This is a genomic window from Salinivibrio sp. MA351 (assembly GCF_001996065.1).
Classification (GTDB): domain Bacteria; phylum Pseudomonadota; class Gammaproteobacteria; order Enterobacterales; family Vibrionaceae; genus Salinivibrio; species Salinivibrio costicola.
Map to the genome: position 1 here is coordinate 31,550 of NZ_MUFG01000024.1, position 17,482 is coordinate 49,031.

Genomic DNA, 17,482 nt, shown 5'->3' on the forward strand with positions numbered 1-17,482 from the left:
TCGTAGTGACTAGCAGGACACTACAATGCTTAACCCTGCAACCCTGTCTCGCATTTTATACATGAAACGCCAATGTCTTTGTTTTTTATGGTTGGCTCTTGTTCTCCTTTGTCTGCCTTTGCATGCGCACGAACCACTACAAACGTCATTTCAATCTTATCCGGGGCTCAGTGCGCTTGGTGATGTGCGTGATGTCGCGGTCCAACCCTCAGGCGGTATGTGGCTGCTTAATAATCAAGGCGATATTTATTTCTTCGATGGACAACAATCCCACCCTCTAGACGAAACGCTGACCTTACCTGACGAAAAAATAGTGACCATCGCCTATGCCCACCAAACGTTATGGCTTGCGGGCCAACGAGGTATTTATCGCTTTCGCACGGGTGACAATACGCTAATCCAATATAAGTTGTCAGACAGCGGCAAAGACACACGCGGCGAGAGTCAACCTCGATTAGCCGCGGTGAATAACACGCTGTGGTATATCCAAGATGGACAATTAAGCCGTTATCACGTCAAAGAGAATCAATTTCGTATTTGGCGAGCTGGTCAATGGCGTGCGGACCATACGTGGCTTACCGCTGAGCACCGATTAGTCGCGATCGGCAAAGGTTTGTATCAGCTTACCGATGACGGTATTCGCCAACTCACGCGCTTTACGAGCTCTGTGACTGCGATAACGGCAAAGGGAGATAGAGCTTGGGTCAGTACTGAACGAGGCGTCTACCTCTTAGCGTTATCAGACCGTGCGGTTCAAGCACGGCATCTACTTAATACCCAAGGGGGTTACCAGCGCCTAACAGTCGGCTCCGGTGGGCTTTGGGCGGCGCGCGCCGATGGCGTCTATTTTCTCTCTATTGGCGGGGAAGCAACGCCCGTATGGCAACCCGGCGCTCGGTTAATACCGGGAAAGTCAGTCACATTTTTGTGGGGCGACTTTGAGGGCGGCGTCTGGTTTTCAACCGATAAGACAACCCGTTATCGCGCGCCTGGGCAACGCTGGATTTCGCATCAACATCAGGATGTGCCAACAGCGATGACACAAGGTTTTATGGCCAGTAGTGATTGGCGGGGGCTGTATTCAGGCGGTTGGCGGAATTTAAGCGCTGACCTCACGCTCCCCGAGTATCTCTCGTCACTCCCGGCTCAGCATTTATATGTCGACTCAAATGGCGTTATGTGGCTGGCGTTCAAGGATCGCCTCATTCGCTATTGGCCTGAATCTGAAAAGGTTATCGATTATGGCACCGACTGGCAATCTGATGCGGGCGATATATTAGGCTTTTATGATGATGGCAGAGGGAGTGTTTGGATTCGTCATCGCCAAGGGCTGACGCGTTATCGTCATGACCAGTTCCAGCCGATACCGCTCATGGATGCTTTACTACCCATCGTTGATCTCTATGCCGATGAGCAAGGGCGGGTATGGTTGGTGAATAATAAGGGGCTATATCAATACAACCCAAACTTATCTAATTCAACCTCGGTGGCGTACCTAGCATTGGAGAATGAAGCCTTTCGCTGTATCACTGGAAATCGAGATGGTATCTGGGCGTACAGTAATCAGGCTTTAATCCACATTGCACCACGAGGTTTTATCCGCACTTTCCGACTGCCTTCTGAGTCTGAGCAAGTGGCTTGTTTTGCGTCTCGCCCGCATCAGTTGACCATTCTGGACGCTGAAAATAAGTACGTGATTGAAACCGACCAACTCGCGTTTTCGCTGCGTAAACCGCCTCAGGTGGTGATCGGGGCTCTGTGGCAGCAACATAAGCGCTGGCGTGTTGGCCCACGCCAGCAGACCGCAATCACACTGCTCGAAAAAAGCCCGGTTAACGTGTCTTGGGGAAGCTGGCCGCCAGAGCGTCAGGTCTCTCGTATTCATTACCAATTGGTCCCTTACCGACAATCTGGCCAGTCTTTGGCTAAACCGCTGGCCGCTTGGCAGCAAACCGGAAGAGAAACCTTCTCGTTAGCGAATATGGTCGGAGGGCACTATCAGCTTCGGATTGCCATTCCGCGTGATGGCGCGTCGCATACTGTGCTGGATATGAGGGTCTCTATGCCGATATTGCCTCACCTGGTGAGCGGTGTCGTTTTGATGCTCTTTGTCAGTATTGTATTAGCCGCAGTTAGGTTAGCGTTCAAACAACGGCACCAGGTTGGGCAGCATACTGATTTTCCCTTGGATCATGCCGGTGCATATCCGCTTTTTCAGTCCACGTTGAAACCCATGTGGACTGAATACCAAGCGCTCGCTGTGCCGAGTGAAACTAAAAAACGAGAGGGTGCAACGGAGGCCTTGGCGGAATCCTCGGATGCTGGGTGACATGATCACGACAAAACCGTTAGTCCTTGAGTAACAAGCGCCTCTCTAAACTGACTCACAAGTGCTGTTTGCTGTGACGGTGAGCGCGGCGTCGCCTGGAGGTGCCCCCAGATTGGATTTGGCCATACTGCATCGTCGCGAAATCGCGCAACATGATGGAGATGAAGCTGCGGGACCAGATTACCAATTGCTGCAATATTGAGCTTATCGGGAGCAAAAAGAGATTCTAGACAGCTTGCGATCAGGGCGGACTCTTGCCAGAGTGTTTGTTGATCGCTTGGGCTGAGATGATGAATTTCTTCGATGCCATTTACACGAGGGATAAGCAAAAGCCATGGACCAAAATCTGCGCCTGCAAGACGTAATTGGCACAATGCAAAATCGCCGACATACGTGCTGTCAGCGGCTAAACGAGGGTGAAGAGAAAAAGACATAGCCACTCCGTATTGAAATGAATCTCGCCAGCTTACATCACAACCGACGAGTGGGTCACGGCAAATAAAAAGCCCACCGACAAGGTGGGCTTTGCTATCAGGTTATATTGTCCGCTTAGCCATTACATGCGTTCAAGCGTATTGATGCCCAATAGCGCCAAACCTTGCTTGATGGTTTTCGCAGTGAGTGCGGCCATGCGCAAGCGGCTTTGGCGAGTGTGTCCTTCTGAGAGCAGGATTGGGCAAGCTTCATAAAAGCTAGAGAACAAGCCTGCAAGCTCAAAGAGGTAACTACACATTAAGTGCGGCTGTCCTTCTCGGGCTACAGATTTCACGGCTTCTTCAAATTGCAGTAGCTTAGCAACCAATGCTTTTTCTTTTTCGTGCTCAATGATCATCTCACCGTCAAGCGCATCCCGATCGACGCCTGATTTTGCAAAGACTGAGGCAACGCGGGTATATGCGTATTGCATGTAAGGCGCGGTATTCCCCTCAAAGGCCAGCATATGATCCCAGTCGAAAATATAATCGGTAGTACGGTGCTTGGAGAGATCGGAGTATTTTACCGCTGCCATCGCAACCGTCGTCGCGATATTCGCTTGCTCGGCCGCATCCATATCAGGGTTCTTTTCAGCAATCAGTGCTTTGGCACGCGTTTCTGCTTCGTCCAATAGGTCAGCAAGACGCACTGTGCCGCCCGCACGTGTTTTAAACGGTTTGCCATCTTTACCCAGCATCATGCCGAATGCATGGTGCTCCAAGCTAACGGTTTCCGGAACATACTCGGCTTTACGAACAATGGTCCAGGCTTGCATTAGGTGTTGATGCTGGCGTGAATCAATGAAATACATCACGCGATCAGCGTTAAATTGTTCATAGCGATACTTGGCGCAAGCAATGTCGGTGGTGGTATAAAGAAAGCCGCCATCACGTTTTTGGATGATCACACCCATCGGCTCGCCATCTTTATTTTTATATTCGTCGAGAAAGACCACCTGAGCCCCATCGTCTTCGACCGCGATGCCTTTCGCTTTTAAGTCTTCAACAATACCCGGCAGCATATCGTTATAAAGGCTCTCGCCCATGACATCTTTTGGTGTCAGGGAAACGTTTAGACGGTCATAGTTCTGCTGGTTCTGCTCTAACGTGACTTTAACGAGCTTTTCCCACTTCTCTTTGCAATAGGCATCGCCACGCTGCAATCGCACCACGTAGTCACGTGCGGTGGCGGCAAAGGCTTCGTCTTCATCGTAGCGCGCTTTAGACTCACGATAGAAGTTTTCAATATCGCCCAGCTCCATAGAGATATCATCACCGCGTGACTCGTGCAGCTCGAGGTTAGCAATCAACATACCGAATTGCGTTCCCCAATCACCTAGGTGGTTGGCCCGTGTAACCTTGTGACCCAAAAACTCTAATGTACGCACCACCGCATCACCGATAATGGTGGAGCGTAAATGACCAACGTGCATTTCTTTAGCAACGTTAGGTGCCGAGTAATCGACGACAATATTTTGCTTATCTTGTTTCTCGATACCTAAGTGAGCGTCGGACAGGGCGATATCCGCCTGTTTAGCCAGCCACTGATCGTTTAAAAAGATATTGATAAAGCCTGGACCGGCAATCTCTGCGCGACTTGCCATCTCACCGAGATCAAGCGCATCCAATACCTTTTGGGCAAATTCACGCGGGTTCGTCCCGATCTTTTTGGCTGCACCCATCACACCATTGGCCTGATAATCACCAAATTGTGGTTTTGCAGATTGACGCACTGCTGCTGGTGTGCCCTCAGGCGCACCCGCCGCAACCATGGCGGCAGAAACTTTTTCGTTAAGAAGAATTTGAATATTCACTTGCTTACCTTTACTACTAGCCGGGCTGATTATGAATGACCCGTTATGTGGGTTTCCAGCTTATCAATACAAGAATCCGCCAACACTGCATTGCGCGAGAATGAAGCGTGCAAACACAGTGTTGGCGGGATGCTGTATTGTCGCGAACCATGACGTTCATCGACGCGGATGATCCCTAATGATACCCATAAAACAGCAGGCATTGGCAATAGTTATTCACCGCCTTCCTTGATATCTTTACGCGCCGGAATACAACGAGCCTTTTTTCCCTCTCGGAGGTTACCAATTATGATGCCATTAAAGGCAAAGTCGTAGTGCGAGATGACACCACTTTTTAGATAAAATCAACCAGTTGCTTACACAGGTTCTTATGATCTCAACAATGAGGTAGAGGCCAGCGCCGGTGCGCTGGCAATCGATGGCAGTTTGGTGAGAATAAGGAGGCTGAGCTATAAAATCACGGTTTTATTGCCGTGTACGAAGACGCGATCGTCGATAACGCGAGCGATCGCTTGGCTGAGCACGCTTTTTTCTACGTCCCGGCCAGCTTTTGCCATATCTTGTGCGCTAAAGCTATGATCAACATGAATCACATCTTGGCCAATAATAGGGCCCTCATCCAAATCGTTGGTCACGAAATGGGCGGTCGCACCAATGATTTTGACCCCGCGCTCGAAGGCTTGATGATAGGGGCGTGCACCAATAAAGGCAGGCAAAAAGCTATGGTGAATATTAATAATGCGATGCGGATATTGGGCGACAAAATCTGGCGTTAGCACCCGCATATATTTGGCGAGAATAATATAATCAGGCTGGTGGCCTTGAATGGCCTTAATCATCGCTTGCTCGTGCTCGTCGCGACTTAATCCTTCATGGCTAACAAAGTGAAACGGGATATCAAACCGCTCGGTTAAAGGCTGTAACTTATCGTAATTCCCTACCACAGCGGCAATCTCTATATCGAGCGATCCGTCATACGCTTTCATCAAAATATCGCCGAGACAATGCGACTCTTTGGTGACCATGATCACCACACGTTTGCGACGCGAACTGACTAATTGACGCTGACTGCCGGGTGGTAATGCGTGGTCAAGATCCAATAGCAAGGTATGATCGTTGAAAATTCCCTCCAGCTCGGTGCGCATATAAAACTGACCGGTGGCGTGATCAACGTATTCGCGGTTATGAATAATATTGAGTTGGTGTTTGTAGCAAATATTGGTAATGGTAGCGATTAAGCCTTGAGCGTCAGGGCAATCCGTGAGTAGTGTTTTTCGTTCCATGCTGATACTGTGCTGCTTATTATTAAACCCTCGGTTTTACCCTGTCTGGCGGGCTAGGTCAAAGTGATTTTCGCAGTGATCTTGGCTTTCGACCCTGAATGGTTTGATCCATTTTGGGGGTTTGGCATAATGCTCTCTTTCCCCTGTGTATTTATCCAATGATCCGTAAGGTTTTCTCAGAGACGGGCGCGCTGGCTAAAGCCATTAACGGCTTCGTGCCTCGCCAACCGCAAACAGATATGGCGATCGCTGTCGATACGGCCATTCGTGAACAAGGCCAGTTAGTGGTTGAAGCGGGCACAGGAACCGGGAAAACCTATGCCTATCTGGCCCCGGTGTTGTTAAGCGGCAAAAAAGCGATTATCAGTACCGGGTCGAAAAACCTGCAAGAGCAGCTCTACCATCGCGATTTACCCTTGATGAAGTCTGCGCTGGGCTATACCGGTACCACGGCGCTACTCAAAGGCCGGGTCAATTATCTTTGTCCTGAACGTTTAGAGCGGCAAATCAGCGAGTGTCACCGCCCAGATAGTGAACCGGGACAACTGAGTCAGTTGGTCAAAATTCGTGAGTGGTCATCGTATACTGAATCAGGCGATTTGAGTGAATGCGAGGCGCTTGCCGAAGACAGTCCGCTCATTCCTGTTGTGACCTCTACCAATGATAACTGTCTGGGGAAAGACTGCCCGAGCTATGAAGATTGTTATGTAGTGAAAGCGCGGCGCCGCGCGATGGATGCCGATGTGGTGGTGGTGAATCATCATTTATTTTTGGCAGATGTCGCCATCAAAGAAACCGGCTTTGGTGAACTGATCCCAGATGCCGATGTGATGGTGTTTGATGAAGCGCATCAATTGCCCGATATCGCTAGCCAGTATTTTGGCCAGTCTTTGTCAAGCCGACAGCTTCAAGATGCCGCGAAAGATATTCATATCGCCTACCGGACCGAACTTCGTGATACCCGCCAACTGGAAAAAGTGGCCGATCGCCTCTCGCAAGCAGCGATGGATATGCGGTTAGTAATGGGGGAGCCAGGGTTTCGAGGCAATTGGCGCGAGCTTCAAGCGTCACCCGTGGTTGAAAAAGAACTGGTGCGACTGTCCGATGCCCTCGATTTAGTTCATGACGTTGTCAAGTTGTCGCTTGGGCGAAGCCAGTTATTGGATGCCGCATTTGACCGTATTACGCTGTTTAAAGCCCGATTAACGCGCCTTCGCGATACGTCGATAACCGGATATTCCTACTGGTATGAATGTACACGCCATCATTTTAGCTTGAATATTACGCCATTATCCGTAGCGGACCGTTTTCGTGAGCAAATGGCCGAACAAGGCGGTGCATGGATATTCACCTCGGCCACCTTGGCCGTAGAGGGGGATTTTGGCCACTTTAACCACCGATTAGGGATCGATGCCAAACAACAAATGACGCTGGAAAGCCCGTTTAATTATCCAGAACAAGCTCGATTGTGTGTGCCACGTCATGTCCCTGAAACCAATAGTTATCGCCGTGCGAATAAATTGGCCGCCATGCTCGGGCCGGTGATTGAACGTAACCAAGGCCGTTGCTTTTTTCTCTGCACGTCGCACCAAATGGTCCGTGAGCTCTCGGCGTTATTTCGCGAGCAGTTGTCATTACCGGTGTTGATGCAAGGCGAAATGCCTAAACAGCGCCTACTGGCAGAATACTTGTCTTTAGGTAACGCGCTACTGGTGGCGACAGGGGCATTTTGGGAAGGCATTGATGTACGAGGCCAGGCCTTGAGTTGCGTTATCATTGATAAGTTGCCGTTTGCGTCGCCGGATGATCCTTTACTAAAAGCACGCATTGAAGACTGCAAATTGCAAGGTGGCGATCCCTTCGCTCAGGTACAAATTCCCGAAGCAGTGATCACGCTTAAACAAGGCGTGGGGCGATTGATTCGTGATCAACAAGACTATGGCGCATTGATTATCTGTGATAACCGCTTAGTCACCCGTGCCTATGGCGCGACCTTTTTACGCAGTTTACCTGCTATCCCACGGACACGGGAGCTTAACCATATTGACGATTTTTTGTCACCCTCAGAGGCGGACAATAAAACCGTTCACTCGCATTTATCACATCAACCTATAGAGGGTTAAATGACGCTAAAAATACTTGCCGTCGATACGGCGACGGAGAATTGTTCAGTGGCACTTAGTTGTGGCGATCATGTTATTTCACGAAGTGAAATCGCCCCACGCGAACACACGAATAAGATCCTGCCGATGGTTGATGAAGTCCTGGCAGAAGCCGGCGTCGCACTCAGCCAGGTGGATGCGTTGGCGTTCGGCCGCGGGCCGGGCAGTTTTACCGGTGTACGCATTGGTATTGGTATTGCCCAAGGACTCGCTTTTGGCGCGGATTTGCCCATGATTGGCGTGTCGACGCTAGAGGCGATGGCGGCACAAAGCTACCGACTGAGCGGCGCAACCCATGTCCTCGCTGCGATTGACGCTCGGATGGGCGAGTTATATGTCGGTCAGTACCAACGCACACAAACAGGTCGTTGGCAGTGTTTAGGTGAGGAAATGGTCGTCGCACCTGATGCGCTTTCACCTCACTCGAACCAAGGTGTTTGGACATTGGCAGGAACCGGCTGGCCTGCCTATCCTGATCTAGAGATCCAGTTGGGATTGCAAAGCGTCAGGTCAGATGTGTTGTACCCGCAAGCGCAAGATATGATCGCGATTGCACAACACGCGTACCAGTCAGGAGAAGCGGTGGCCGCCGAGCTAGCCAGCCCTACCTATTTGCGAGATAAAGTCACGTGGAAGAAATTACCCGGGCGAGAGTAGGCCGGTAGTCGGTCGGTGAGCATAGGAAGCGAATATGGTATCGATTAACGGTGTACCGTCCCCACAGACGACCCGATCGAATCAATCCCAGCGTGCGGCAAACAAACAGAAAGCCACACGCAAGCAAACGCCGAAGACGACGCAAGTTGCCAACGCGGTTCGCCAGCGCGTTGACCCAGTGTCGGTTGCGCAAGCTGAGCAAGCGCAGCAACAGGTGCAGTATGATTTACCTGATGGTCGAGGTCGGCAGGCAATGGAATCTTACTTCGCCGTGTTAAACCAAACACGGCGAGAGGAACTGTTGAGCTTGGTTGGGGTCGATATATACGTTTAATGGCGCACAAAAGGAGTGTGTTGTATGAAACCTTATTGGCTAGTCGTTCTTGGTGCCTTGGCTTTCACCGGCTGCTCAACGTTGCCGGAGACACTCAAAGGACGCATGGATCAGCCCGTGACTGAATATCCAGTTGTGGCGAAAATGACTGAGGCGCAACGAGGCGAAGAAGTGCGCTTAGGCGGGATGATTGTCGGTGTCAACAACCGTGAGTCTGACTCGGTTGTAGAAATCGTTGCTTTACCAATCTCAGATGTGGGACGTCCCGATATTAAGGCCTCATCCCTCGGGCGTTTTAAAGCCGTTTTTGATGGGTTTGTGGAGCCTGCTGATTATGCCAAAGGGCGGCCGATTACCATTCTCGGCGACTTTGACTCACGCCAGCAAAGTATGGTCGATGCGTACGCCTATGATTACCCAGTGCTTAAGGTGAAAGGACATCAATTATGGAATATTGAGCAACAAGTGATTGATGATGACAGGTCGTATTGTTACGGGTCGTATTGTTCTCGACTTCGTATCGGTGTCGGTACCGGGCATGTGCAAAGCGTGATTACCCTTCCTTAACCCATAACGGGTCGCCATGCTATCCACACCGTTAAGTGCAAAGCTTGATGCTTTATTGGCCCAGCCTCCTGAGCAAGTGGGCCTTTGCTCGGGGTTGGTCGCCACATCTATCCCGCTTGCAGACATTCAGGTAGCGGCGGCTGTGCGTACGCCCAGCCATGGCGCACCGACATTAGTGTTCATGCACGGTTGGCAAGATAATCTCGCGAGTTTTCATTCGCTGCTTCCTTTATTGCCGCAAGATTTTGGGCTCATTCTGTTTGATTGGCCAGGGCATGGTTTATCGGAACACAAACCCGGTGATTATTATTATCCGTTTTTTGACTATCTTGATGATCTGCACCAAGTGCTGAACCACTCATCGCTCTCGCTGCTCGGTCACACAGGGCAGGTGGTGCTGGTGGGTCATTCACTGGGTGGGGTGGTCGCTAGCTGTTATGCGGCTAGTTTCCCCGATAGTATTGATGCCATGGTGACCATTGAAGCACTCGGCCCGATCGCGGAACCTGAGCAGACGGTCACTGAACGTTTTGTGAACAGCTTGAATCAACGGGCCATTTTAAGAGCAAAGGCCCCCCGTTACTTTGATTCGGCGCTTAAGGCGCTACGGTTACGCGCCTCGATAAATAAAGTGTCGCTTGAGTCACTTCTGCCTTTGGTGGCTCGAGGACTTTCGGTATGTACACAAGGCGTACGCTGGCGTCATGACCGCAAATTAGGCGCAGAAGCGCTTTATCGGATGTCGCCAGCTCACAGTGAGTCGATTATTCGAGCGATCAATTGCCCAGTACTGGCGATTCGAGCGACAGATGGGTATCCTGCATTTCGCTCAACAGATGCGGCCATCCGGGCAACGTGGTTTCAACAACTCACCCTCGCTGAGCTTCCCGGAACCCATCATTGCCACCTTCAACAACCGCAACAAACTGTGTCGTTGATAACGGATTTTGTGACCAAAATTCAAACGCGCACTTAAAATGCTCGTGTAAAAATAATGTTAACGTTATGGTAGGCAGGTTAAACACTTGTTTGAATTATACCTTGCGTCGATCGAAGTGGGCAAAATAGCCGACCAGCAGAAATATAGGAGAAAGCCAGTGGAAAAGGTATGGCTTAATCGTTACCCGTCGGATGTGCCGGCGGAAATAGATCCAGATGCTCATCGCTCCCTTGTTGAAATGTTTGAACATTCTGTTCAACAGTACGCCGACCAGACTGCCTTTATTAATATGGGGCAGGTGATGACGTTTCGTAAATTGGAAGAGCGTAGCCGCGCGTTTGCGGCCTATTTGCAAAATGAGCTGAAGCTGAAAAAAGGCGATCGCGTTGCGATCATGATGCCAAACCTGCTGCAATATCCGATTGCTTTATTCGGCATTTTACGTGCCGGTTGTGTTGCTGTTAACGTCAATCCGTTATATACCCCTCGTGAGTTAGAGCACCAGCTGACGGACGCGGGAGCAAAGGCCATTGTGATTGTCAGTAACTTTGCCCATACATTAGAAAAAGTGGTCGACAATACCCCAGTCAAGCATGTGATTTTGACCAGCTTAGGCGAGCAACTCCCGCGCGCCAAAGGAACCTTGGTGAACTTTGTGGTCAAATACGTGAAGAAAATGGTACCCAAGTATCATTTGCCTCATGCCACATCGATGCGCCAAACGCTGAGTCGTGGTCGCCGAATGCAATACGTTAAGCCTTTCTTGAAAGGCGATGATGTCGCTTTCCTCCAGTACACGGGTGGCACCACTGGATTGGCGAAAGGCGCTATCTTAACCCACCGCAATATGTTGGCGAATGTCTATCAAGCAAAAGGTACCTACCAGCCGGTGCTTAATGCGGGTGAAGAAGTGGTGGTAACTGCATTACCGCTTTATCACGTCTTTGCGTTGACCGTAAACTGCCTGTTGTTTATCGAGATGGGGGGGCAGAACTTACTGATTTCTAACCCGCGTGATATTCCAGGCTTTGTGAAAGAGCTACAAAAATATCCATTTACCGCGATCACCGGCGTGAATACGTTATTCAATGCCTTACTCAACAACGAAGATTTCCATGAGCTCGATTTCTCAAACCTACGCTTGACCGTGGGAGGAGGCATGGCGGTACAGCGTGCAGTGGCTGAAAATTGGAAAAAACTGACGGGTAAGCACTTACTCGAAGGATATGGGTTAACCGAATGCTCACCTTTGGTTGCTGCGTATCCGTACGATCTGCGAGACTACAATGGCTCAATTGGTTTGCCCGTGCCCTCGACTGAGGTCCGTATTGTCGATGATGAAGGTAACGATGTCGCCGATAATCAACCCGGTGAGCTTCTAGTACGTGGCCCGCAGGTGATGCAAGGCTACTGGAATCGGCCTGAAGCCACACGGGAGAGCATTGATGAACATGGCTGGTTAGCGACCGGTGATGTGGTGCAGTTTGATGATGATGGTTTCTTGCACATTGTTGACCGCAAAAAAGACATGATTTTGGTATCAGGCTTCAATGTTTACCCAAATGAAGTGGAAGACGTGGTCGCCCTGCACGAAAAAGTGCTCGAGGTTGCAGCGATTGGCCAGCCTGATGAGAACTCAGGCGAATTGGTGAAGATCTGTGTGGTGAAAAAAGATCCTTCGCTCACGCGAGATGATCTCGTTGCCCACTGTCGTAAGCATCTTACGGGCTATAAGGTACCGCGTGTGGTGGAATTTAGGGATGAATTACCTAAAACCAATGTTGGCAAGATTTTGCGTCGTGAGTTAAGGGACGAGCCTGAAGCGCCTGCGCAAAAAGCGTCGGCTTGATGCGAACCGACCCAGAAAAGGGTAAACTAGCGATAACGAATCACGAAATGCCGGCATCGCCGGCATTTTCTTTATGGGCTTTTTTGTGAACTATCAACTGATCACCTCTTCTCAACAACTCGTGGCTATATGCACGCGTCTTCGTCAGCAAGCAACCGTGATGGTCGATACTGAGTTTGTCCGCACTCGCACTTTCTATGCTCAGCTGGGCTTAGTTCAGCTTTATGACGGGGAGTGCCTCGCGCTGGTCGATCCTATCGCGATTGACGATTTATCGCCTTTGTGGGCACTGATGGCCGACGTCAGCGTGACCAAGGTGCTACATGCGAGCAGTGAAGACTTAGAGGTGTTTCTACACCATGCGGGTGCGCTACCGACACCAATGATTGATACCCAAATCATGGCAGCATTTTTAGGCCATGGTGTATCGGAAGGGTTTGCAAGCTTAGTTGAGCGTTATGTCGGTGTGGCGCTGGACAAGGGCGAGTCACGCACTGACTGGTGTGCACGACCACTGACCGACAAGCAAAAGCACTACGCCGCAGCAGATGTTTACTATTTGATGCCACTTTATCAGGCGTTGTCTGACGCCTTAGCGCAGACACCGTGGCAAGAGGCTATCGTCGAGGAGTGCGCACTGCTTTGCCTGAAAAAACAGCAGCCAAAGGCGGATGATGCCGTCTATCGAGAGATTAAATATGCTTGGCAGTTGAATCCACAACAATTGGCAGTATTGCAAGCGTTGGCAAAATGGCGAGCCAAAGAGGCACGACGTCGTGACATGGCGCTTAATTTTATCGTCAAAGAACAGCACCTTTGGAAAATGGCGCGATACGATATACGCACAGTAGAGCAAATGCAGGAACATGGGTTTGATCGCTTTGAAATTCGCTATCATGCACAAACACTGATAAAAATCGCAAAACAGGCTGATAAGGTGACTGCGGATAAATGCCCGCCAGCGCTGACACGGCTGGTCGATGAACCAGGCTATAAAGCGGTGATCAAAGCAATTAAAGAAAAAGTGCAAGAAGCGGCTGATAACGCTGGATTAGCGCCAGAGTTTATTGGCTCCAAAAAACAGCTGAATCAGCTGATTACTTGGGTATGGCGAGACGATTGCCAAGAAGAGAAACGCCCCGAATTAGCAAAAGGATGGCGTTACACGTTAATTGGCGATGCCCTGTTAGCGGCTATTCCCAAAAAGCCAACCGCCTAAACCTAAAAAGCGGTGCTCGTGCACCGCTTTCGTGTTTTTGAGAAAAAGGGGCCGTATTAGTGGTCCTTTCCTTCCTCGGGGAGCGTCACATTTAGCTCTAAAACAGACAGATCATCATCCCCTTGCTCGAGGCTAACCGATACCTGGTCTGGCGCAATATCGACATATTTCCGGATGACATCTAAGATATCTTGCTTAAGCTGAGGCAGATAGGTTGGAGCAGGGCTATCGGCACTACGACGCTCGGCAACAATAATCTGTAAACGCTCTTTCGCGATGTTGGCGGACTTTTTCTTAGTGGGCCGGAAGAATTCTAGCAATGCCACATTAGCCTCCAAATAAGCGTTTTAAGAAACCTTTACGCTCTTCCTCAATAAAGCGGAAGGGGCGCTCTTCACCCAGCAAACGAGCGATGGCATCTTCGTAGGCCTGGCCTGCGTCAGACTCTTGGTCAAGCACAACAGGCTCACCTTTGTTCGAGGCGTGTAATACCGACTGGCTTTCCGGGATCACGCCCAGCAGAGGAATGCGTAGAATATCTTCAACGTCTTCGACACTTAGCATTTCGCCATTGGTCACACGTGCAGGATTATAACGAGTGACTAATAAATGGTGTTTAACCGGCTCCTCACCGTTTTCGGCGCGGCGTGATTTAGAGTCAAGAATGCCAAGAATACGGTCAGAATCGCGTACAGATGACACTTCAGGATTGGTAGTGACAATTGCTTCATCAGCAAAGTACAGCGCCATTAATGCGCCAGCCTCGATGCCCGCAGGAGAGTCGCAAATAATGTATTCAAAACCAAGCTCGTCCATGTCTTTTAAAACACGTTCAACCCCTTCTTTGGTCAGCGCATCTTTATCGCGTGTCTGAGAAGCGGGTAGAATAAACAAGTTTTCTACTCGTTTATCTTTAATCAATGCTTGATGGAGATTCGCCTCACCATTAATGACATTAACAAAGTCGTAGACAACACGGCGTTCACACCCCATCACCAAGTCCAGGTTACGTAAACCGATATCAAAATCGATAACCGCTGTTTTTTTGCCTGTTAATGCTAATCCGGTCGCTAATGCTGCACTTGAGGTGGTTTTTCCCACGCCACCTTTGCCGGAAGTAATTACAATAATTCGTGCCATTCCTCGTCCTTATTCTGTTATAGCGTGAGGGGGTCAATCTGTAAGCTTTCTTGATTAAGCGACACCATGGCTGGCCGCTCAACATGTTCTGGTGGAATCTTATCATTCAGCCAATAGCTACCTGCCACTGACAATAATTCTGACTGAAGGTTCTGACAATAAATGCGTGCTTGTTTTTGTCCGCATGCGCCGGCAATTGCTCGGCCTCGTAGCACGCCATAAATATGAATGCTGCCATCGGCAATCACTTCTGCCCCGGCGCTAACATGATTCAAGATGACCAAATCTGCGTTTTTAGCATAAATTTGCTGGCCGGAACGAACAGGCGCGGTGACCACTTTTGCTGGCGTTTGTATCGGATCTGCGATCCGTGACTGCTTACTTGATTTAAGCACGGCCAGTCCCGAATCTAGCGCAAGTTGGCGTGTATGGTTGTGCGTGACCCCAGTCAGTCCGATAAGAATCATTCCCGTTGCCTGTAAACAGCGCTTTAACGCACTGATGTCAGGACATTGAGAAAGGCGTTGAACATCAGCCACAACGGGGGCACCTTCAAAAAAACCAGGTGCTTGAGTGACCTTCTCGGCCAGCACATCAGCCGCCGCGGCGAAGTTATCGTCAACAAGATGGAGGACGGATAGGGTGAAAGTAGAGCCTTTCAACTCCGGTTGTTTAAGCATGTGATTCGATCCCGGTTCTGTCGTTAAAACACGAGTCAGACGCGCATTATCAGACGTTGAATAGCATGGTATATTCACAGCACGGATGCGGCAAGCAAGGTTTGCTTTTCGAGTCAGATTTCTCGTTTTAATGATGTTTTTTAGCTTTATAGTGAGAAACCACCGCAAATACGTGTTTTGATACACTTTGCGGTAAAGTTTAACAAACCTTTGCCCGAGGATGACAATTTATCGCCTGTTTTATGGCATGCTCGTGAGGACTTTTGAGATGTATTGCGCAATTTATCGAAGCAAAAAGAAAGAAGGCACCTATCTTTATCTTGCAGAGAAAGATAAATTCGATGATGTGCCAGAGGCGCTGATGAACAGCTTTGGGCAACCAGAGTTCGCAATGATGATTGACTTAGACAAGCGTGAAAAGCTTGCGGTGGTCAATATCACCAAGGTAAAGCAAAGCCTGCAAGAGGAGGGGTTTTTTGTACAGCTGCCCCCACCTCCGGACGTAGCGCTGCAGGCTATTCGTAACAGAAACGAAAAACTGTAAAAGGAAGACTATGCGCAAAGGTATGATTTCAGCCTGTATGGCGGCTGCATTAATCGTTAGCCCAGTGATGGCCAAGCCAGGATTTGAACAATATGTGGCCTCATTAAAAGATGAAGCTCGTGAGGCAGGGATTAGCGATGCATTGCTCGAGCGAGCGTTTGACGGGATTGAATATCATGAACGTGCGGTAAGCTCAGATCGAAATCAACCTGAGCGGCGCCTTACTTTAGACGAGTATATTCCCCGTGCGGTACCAGACTGGAAAGTGGCGCAAGCGAAAAAGCTCTACAATCAGCATTATGACGCATTAAAAAAAGTGGGTGAACAATACCAGGTGCAACCACGTTTTATTGTTGCCCTGTGGGGCGTTGAAAGTAACTTTGGTAAGCTCCAAGGCAGTTATAATGTGATTGAGGCATTGTCGACATTGGCATTTGATGGCCGTCGAGAAGCTTTTTTCCGTAAAGAAACCATGGCAGCACTGACAATATTACAGCAAGGTCATATTGCCCCCGAAGACATGAAAGGATCATGGGCGGGAGCAATGGGGCAATCTCAGTTTATGCCCAGTTCGTTTATTAATTACGCTGTGGATGGCAACCAAGATGGTAAAAAGGATATTTGGCAAACGGAGGCCGATGTTTTTGCATCGGCAGCGAATTATCTGAAACAAGCTGGCTGGGATGATACCTACACATGGGGTCGGCAAGTTGAAGTTCCAGAACAGCTTGATCGGTCTCTACTCGGTACCGGAGCAGACAAGGGCTTATTGTTAAGTGACTGGCAGACGAAAGGCGTAAGACGCATGAACGGCCAAGCGTTACCCAAGGTCGACATCAAAGCATGGCTCATTCAGCCTGATGATGAAAAGGGGAGAGCGTATTTGGTCTACAATAATTATCAAAGCTTATTGAAGTGGAACCGCTCGCATTACTTTGCTCTGGCGGTTAGTCATTTAGCCGATAGAATTAAATTTGATTGATACCCTATAACAAAAAAAGAGGCCTTGGCCTCTTTTTTCTTTTTCCTTGGTAAAAAGTTTATGCTTCTTGACCAGGGATGAGGAAATCGTCGAGTGTTGCAGAACCACTTTCCGTCGCTTCGCGAATAACCTTAGGCATACGGCCTTGACCTGTCCATGTTTTATGTGAACCGTCATTATCAGTATATTGGTATTTAGCTGGACGTGCTGCGCGCTTTCCTGGTGTTTTCGCTTTAGTGCTGCCACCTAATAGCTTCATGAGCTCTTCTGGCTCAATGCCATCGGCCACTAACATTTCGCGGTATTTCTCTAGCTTTTCTAAACGCTCTTGTTCTTTTGCTTCTTCTTCGCGATCAATTTCTTTACGTTCTTCAACCACGGTATGTAGTTTCTCTAACGCTTCGTTTAGTTGCTCGGTTGACATCTCTTTGGCAAGAGCGCGTAAGCTACGCAGGTTGAGTAACGCTTTCATTGCATCAGACATTATTGGTTCCTGTTTAATTTATTTG

The 17,482-nt window shown here is 49.4% G+C and carries 17 protein-coding genes; 10 read left to right on the top strand and 7 right to left on the bottom strand.

Annotation, left to right across the window (positions count from 1 at the left end; translation table 11 throughout):
* Window positions 1-25 precede the first annotated feature (25 nt).
* A complete protein-coding gene (locus BZG78_RS12260) occupies window positions 26-2,329 on the top strand; it encodes a hypothetical protein (RefSeq protein ID WP_077661354.1) in 2,304 nt (767 codons plus the stop codon).
* Window positions 2,330-2,334: 5 nt separating this feature from the next.
* Here the strand turns inward: BZG78_RS12260 and BZG78_RS12265 are convergent, their stop codons facing one another.
* The 3 genes from BZG78_RS12265 to purU all read right to left on the bottom strand — a co-directional run bounded on the left by BZG78_RS12265 (window position 2,335) and on the right by purU (window position 5,899).
* Complete coding sequence (locus BZG78_RS12265; RefSeq protein ID WP_077661355.1) at window positions 2,335-2,763, bottom strand: HIT domain-containing protein; 429 nt, start codon at window positions 2,761-2,763, stop codon at window positions 2,335-2,337.
* A gap of 122 nt (window positions 2,764-2,885) precedes the next feature.
* Window positions 2,886-4,616, bottom strand: coding sequence for an arginine--tRNA ligase (gene argS / locus BZG78_RS12270; protein WP_077661356.1), 1,731 nt, complete (start codon window positions 4,614-4,616; stop codon window positions 2,886-2,888).
* A 449-nt stretch (window positions 4,617-5,065) separates the two neighbouring features.
* Entirely contained in the window at window positions 5,066-5,899 is an 834-nt protein-coding gene (purU, locus tag BZG78_RS12275; RefSeq protein ID WP_021022444.1) for a formyltetrahydrofolate deformylase, read from the bottom strand.
* Between the two features lie 158 nt (window positions 5,900-6,057).
* Between purU and BZG78_RS12280 the strand changes: the two genes are divergently transcribed.
* The 7 genes from BZG78_RS12280 (at window position 6,058) to rnd (ending at window position 13,627) form a co-directional block, all read left to right on the top strand.
* Entirely contained in the window at window positions 6,058-8,022 is a 1,965-nt protein-coding gene (locus tag BZG78_RS12280) for an ATP-dependent DNA helicase (protein ID WP_077460178.1), read from the top strand.
* Window positions 8,023-8,718 (top strand): tRNA (adenosine(37)-N6)-threonylcarbamoyltransferase complex dimerization subunit type 1 TsaB, encoded by a 696-nt coding sequence (gene tsaB, locus BZG78_RS12285; protein ID WP_077661357.1) that lies wholly within the window; start codon window positions 8,023-8,025, stop codon window positions 8,716-8,718.
* Between the two features lie 34 nt (window positions 8,719-8,752).
* Window positions 8,753-9,052: a hypothetical protein gene (locus tag BZG78_RS12290; RefSeq protein ID WP_021022441.1), complete on the top strand. Its 300-nt coding sequence runs from the start codon at window positions 8,753-8,755 to the stop codon at window positions 9,050-9,052.
* Window positions 9,053-9,076: 24 nt separating this feature from the next.
* A complete protein-coding gene (locus tag BZG78_RS12295; protein ID WP_077661358.1) occupies window positions 9,077-9,619 on the top strand; it encodes a Slp family lipoprotein in 543 nt (180 codons plus the stop codon).
* 16 nt (window positions 9,620-9,635) lie between these two features.
* Window positions 9,636-10,595: an alpha/beta hydrolase gene (locus BZG78_RS12300; protein WP_236719483.1), complete on the top strand. Its 960-nt coding sequence runs from the start codon at window positions 9,636-9,638 to the stop codon at window positions 10,593-10,595.
* Between the two features lie 121 nt (window positions 10,596-10,716).
* Window positions 10,717-12,408: a long-chain-fatty-acid--CoA ligase FadD gene (gene fadD / locus BZG78_RS12305; protein ID WP_077661359.1), complete on the top strand. Its 1,692-nt coding sequence runs from the start codon at window positions 10,717-10,719 to the stop codon at window positions 12,406-12,408.
* Window positions 12,409-12,493: 85 nt separating this feature from the next.
* Window positions 12,494-13,627, top strand: a complete 1,134-nt coding sequence (rnd, locus tag BZG78_RS12310; protein WP_077661364.1) for a ribonuclease D — start codon at window positions 12,494-12,496, stop codon at window positions 13,625-13,627.
* A 56-nt stretch (window positions 13,628-13,683) separates the two neighbouring features.
* Here rnd and minE read toward each other — a convergent pair whose 3' ends face one another.
* From minE to minC, 3 genes are read right to left on the bottom strand one after another with little or no spacing between them, the layout of a single operon-like run.
* Entirely contained in the window at window positions 13,684-13,953 is a 270-nt protein-coding gene (gene minE / locus BZG78_RS12315; protein WP_021022437.1) for a cell division topological specificity factor MinE, read from the bottom strand.
* Between the two features lies 1 nt (window position 13,954).
* Window positions 13,955-14,767 (bottom strand): septum site-determining protein MinD, encoded by an 813-nt coding sequence (gene minD, locus BZG78_RS12320; RefSeq protein WP_077460182.1) that lies wholly within the window; start codon window positions 14,765-14,767, stop codon window positions 13,955-13,957.
* A 17-nt stretch (window positions 14,768-14,784) separates the two neighbouring features.
* Complete coding sequence (minC, locus tag BZG78_RS12325) at window positions 14,785-15,447, bottom strand: septum site-determining protein MinC (RefSeq protein WP_077460183.1); 663 nt, start codon at window positions 15,445-15,447, stop codon at window positions 14,785-14,787.
* 268 nt (window positions 15,448-15,715) lie between these two features.
* On the opposite strand from minC, the gene BZG78_RS12330 reads away from it, so the two are divergent.
* Entirely contained in the window at window positions 15,716-15,991 is a 276-nt protein-coding gene (locus BZG78_RS12330) for a YcgL domain-containing protein (protein ID WP_021022434.1), read from the top strand.
* Window positions 15,992-16,001: 10 nt separating this feature from the next.
* Window positions 16,002-16,973, top strand: a complete 972-nt coding sequence (locus BZG78_RS12335) for a lytic murein transglycosylase (protein ID WP_077661360.1) — start codon at window positions 16,002-16,004, stop codon at window positions 16,971-16,973.
* A gap of 58 nt (window positions 16,974-17,031) precedes the next feature.
* On the opposite strand, the gene BZG78_RS12340 is transcribed toward BZG78_RS12335, so the two are convergent.
* On the bottom strand, window positions 17,032-17,457 hold the full coding sequence (locus BZG78_RS12340; protein WP_021022432.1) for an H-NS family nucleoid-associated regulatory protein: 426 nt from the start codon (window positions 17,455-17,457) through the stop codon (window positions 17,032-17,034).
* Between the last annotated feature and the right edge of the window lie 25 nt (window positions 17,458-17,482).

Excerpts from the sequence above, each read along its gene's own strand:
- BZG78_RS12260 (WP_077661354.1), top strand. The coding sequence starts at position 26 with ATGCTTAACCCTGCAACCCTGTCTCGCATTTTATACATGAAACGCCAA.
- BZG78_RS12265 (WP_077661355.1), bottom strand. The coding sequence starts at position 2,763 with ATGTCTTTTTCTCTTCACCCTCGTTTAGCCGCTGACAGCACGTATGTC.
- purU (WP_021022444.1), bottom strand. The coding sequence starts at position 5,899 with ATGGAACGAAAAACACTACTCACGGATTGCCCTGACGCTCAAGGCTTA.
- BZG78_RS12280 (WP_077460178.1), top strand. The coding sequence starts at position 6,058 with ATGATCCGTAAGGTTTTCTCAGAGACGGGCGCGCTGGCTAAAGCCATT.
- tsaB (WP_077661357.1), top strand. The coding sequence starts at position 8,023 with ATGACGCTAAAAATACTTGCCGTCGATACGGCGACGGAGAATTGTTCA.
- BZG78_RS12290 (WP_021022441.1), top strand. The coding sequence starts at position 8,753 with ATGGTATCGATTAACGGTGTACCGTCCCCACAGACGACCCGATCGAAT.
- BZG78_RS12295 (WP_077661358.1), top strand. The coding sequence starts at position 9,077 with ATGAAACCTTATTGGCTAGTCGTTCTTGGTGCCTTGGCTTTCACCGGC.
- BZG78_RS12300 (WP_236719483.1), top strand. The coding sequence starts at position 9,636 with ATGCTATCCACACCGTTAAGTGCAAAGCTTGATGCTTTATTGGCCCAG.
- minD (WP_077460182.1), bottom strand. The coding sequence starts at position 14,767 with ATGGCACGAATTATTGTAATTACTTCCGGCAAAGGTGGCGTGGGAAAA.
- minC (WP_077460183.1), bottom strand. The coding sequence starts at position 15,447 with ATGCTTAAACAACCGGAGTTGAAAGGCTCTACTTTCACCCTATCCGTC.
- BZG78_RS12330 (WP_021022434.1), top strand. The coding sequence starts at position 15,716 with ATGTATTGCGCAATTTATCGAAGCAAAAAGAAAGAAGGCACCTATCTT.
- BZG78_RS12335 (WP_077661360.1), top strand. The coding sequence starts at position 16,002 with ATGCGCAAAGGTATGATTTCAGCCTGTATGGCGGCTGCATTAATCGTT.
- BZG78_RS12340 (WP_021022432.1), bottom strand. The coding sequence starts at position 17,457 with ATGTCTGATGCAATGAAAGCGTTACTCAACCTGCGTAGCTTACGCGCT.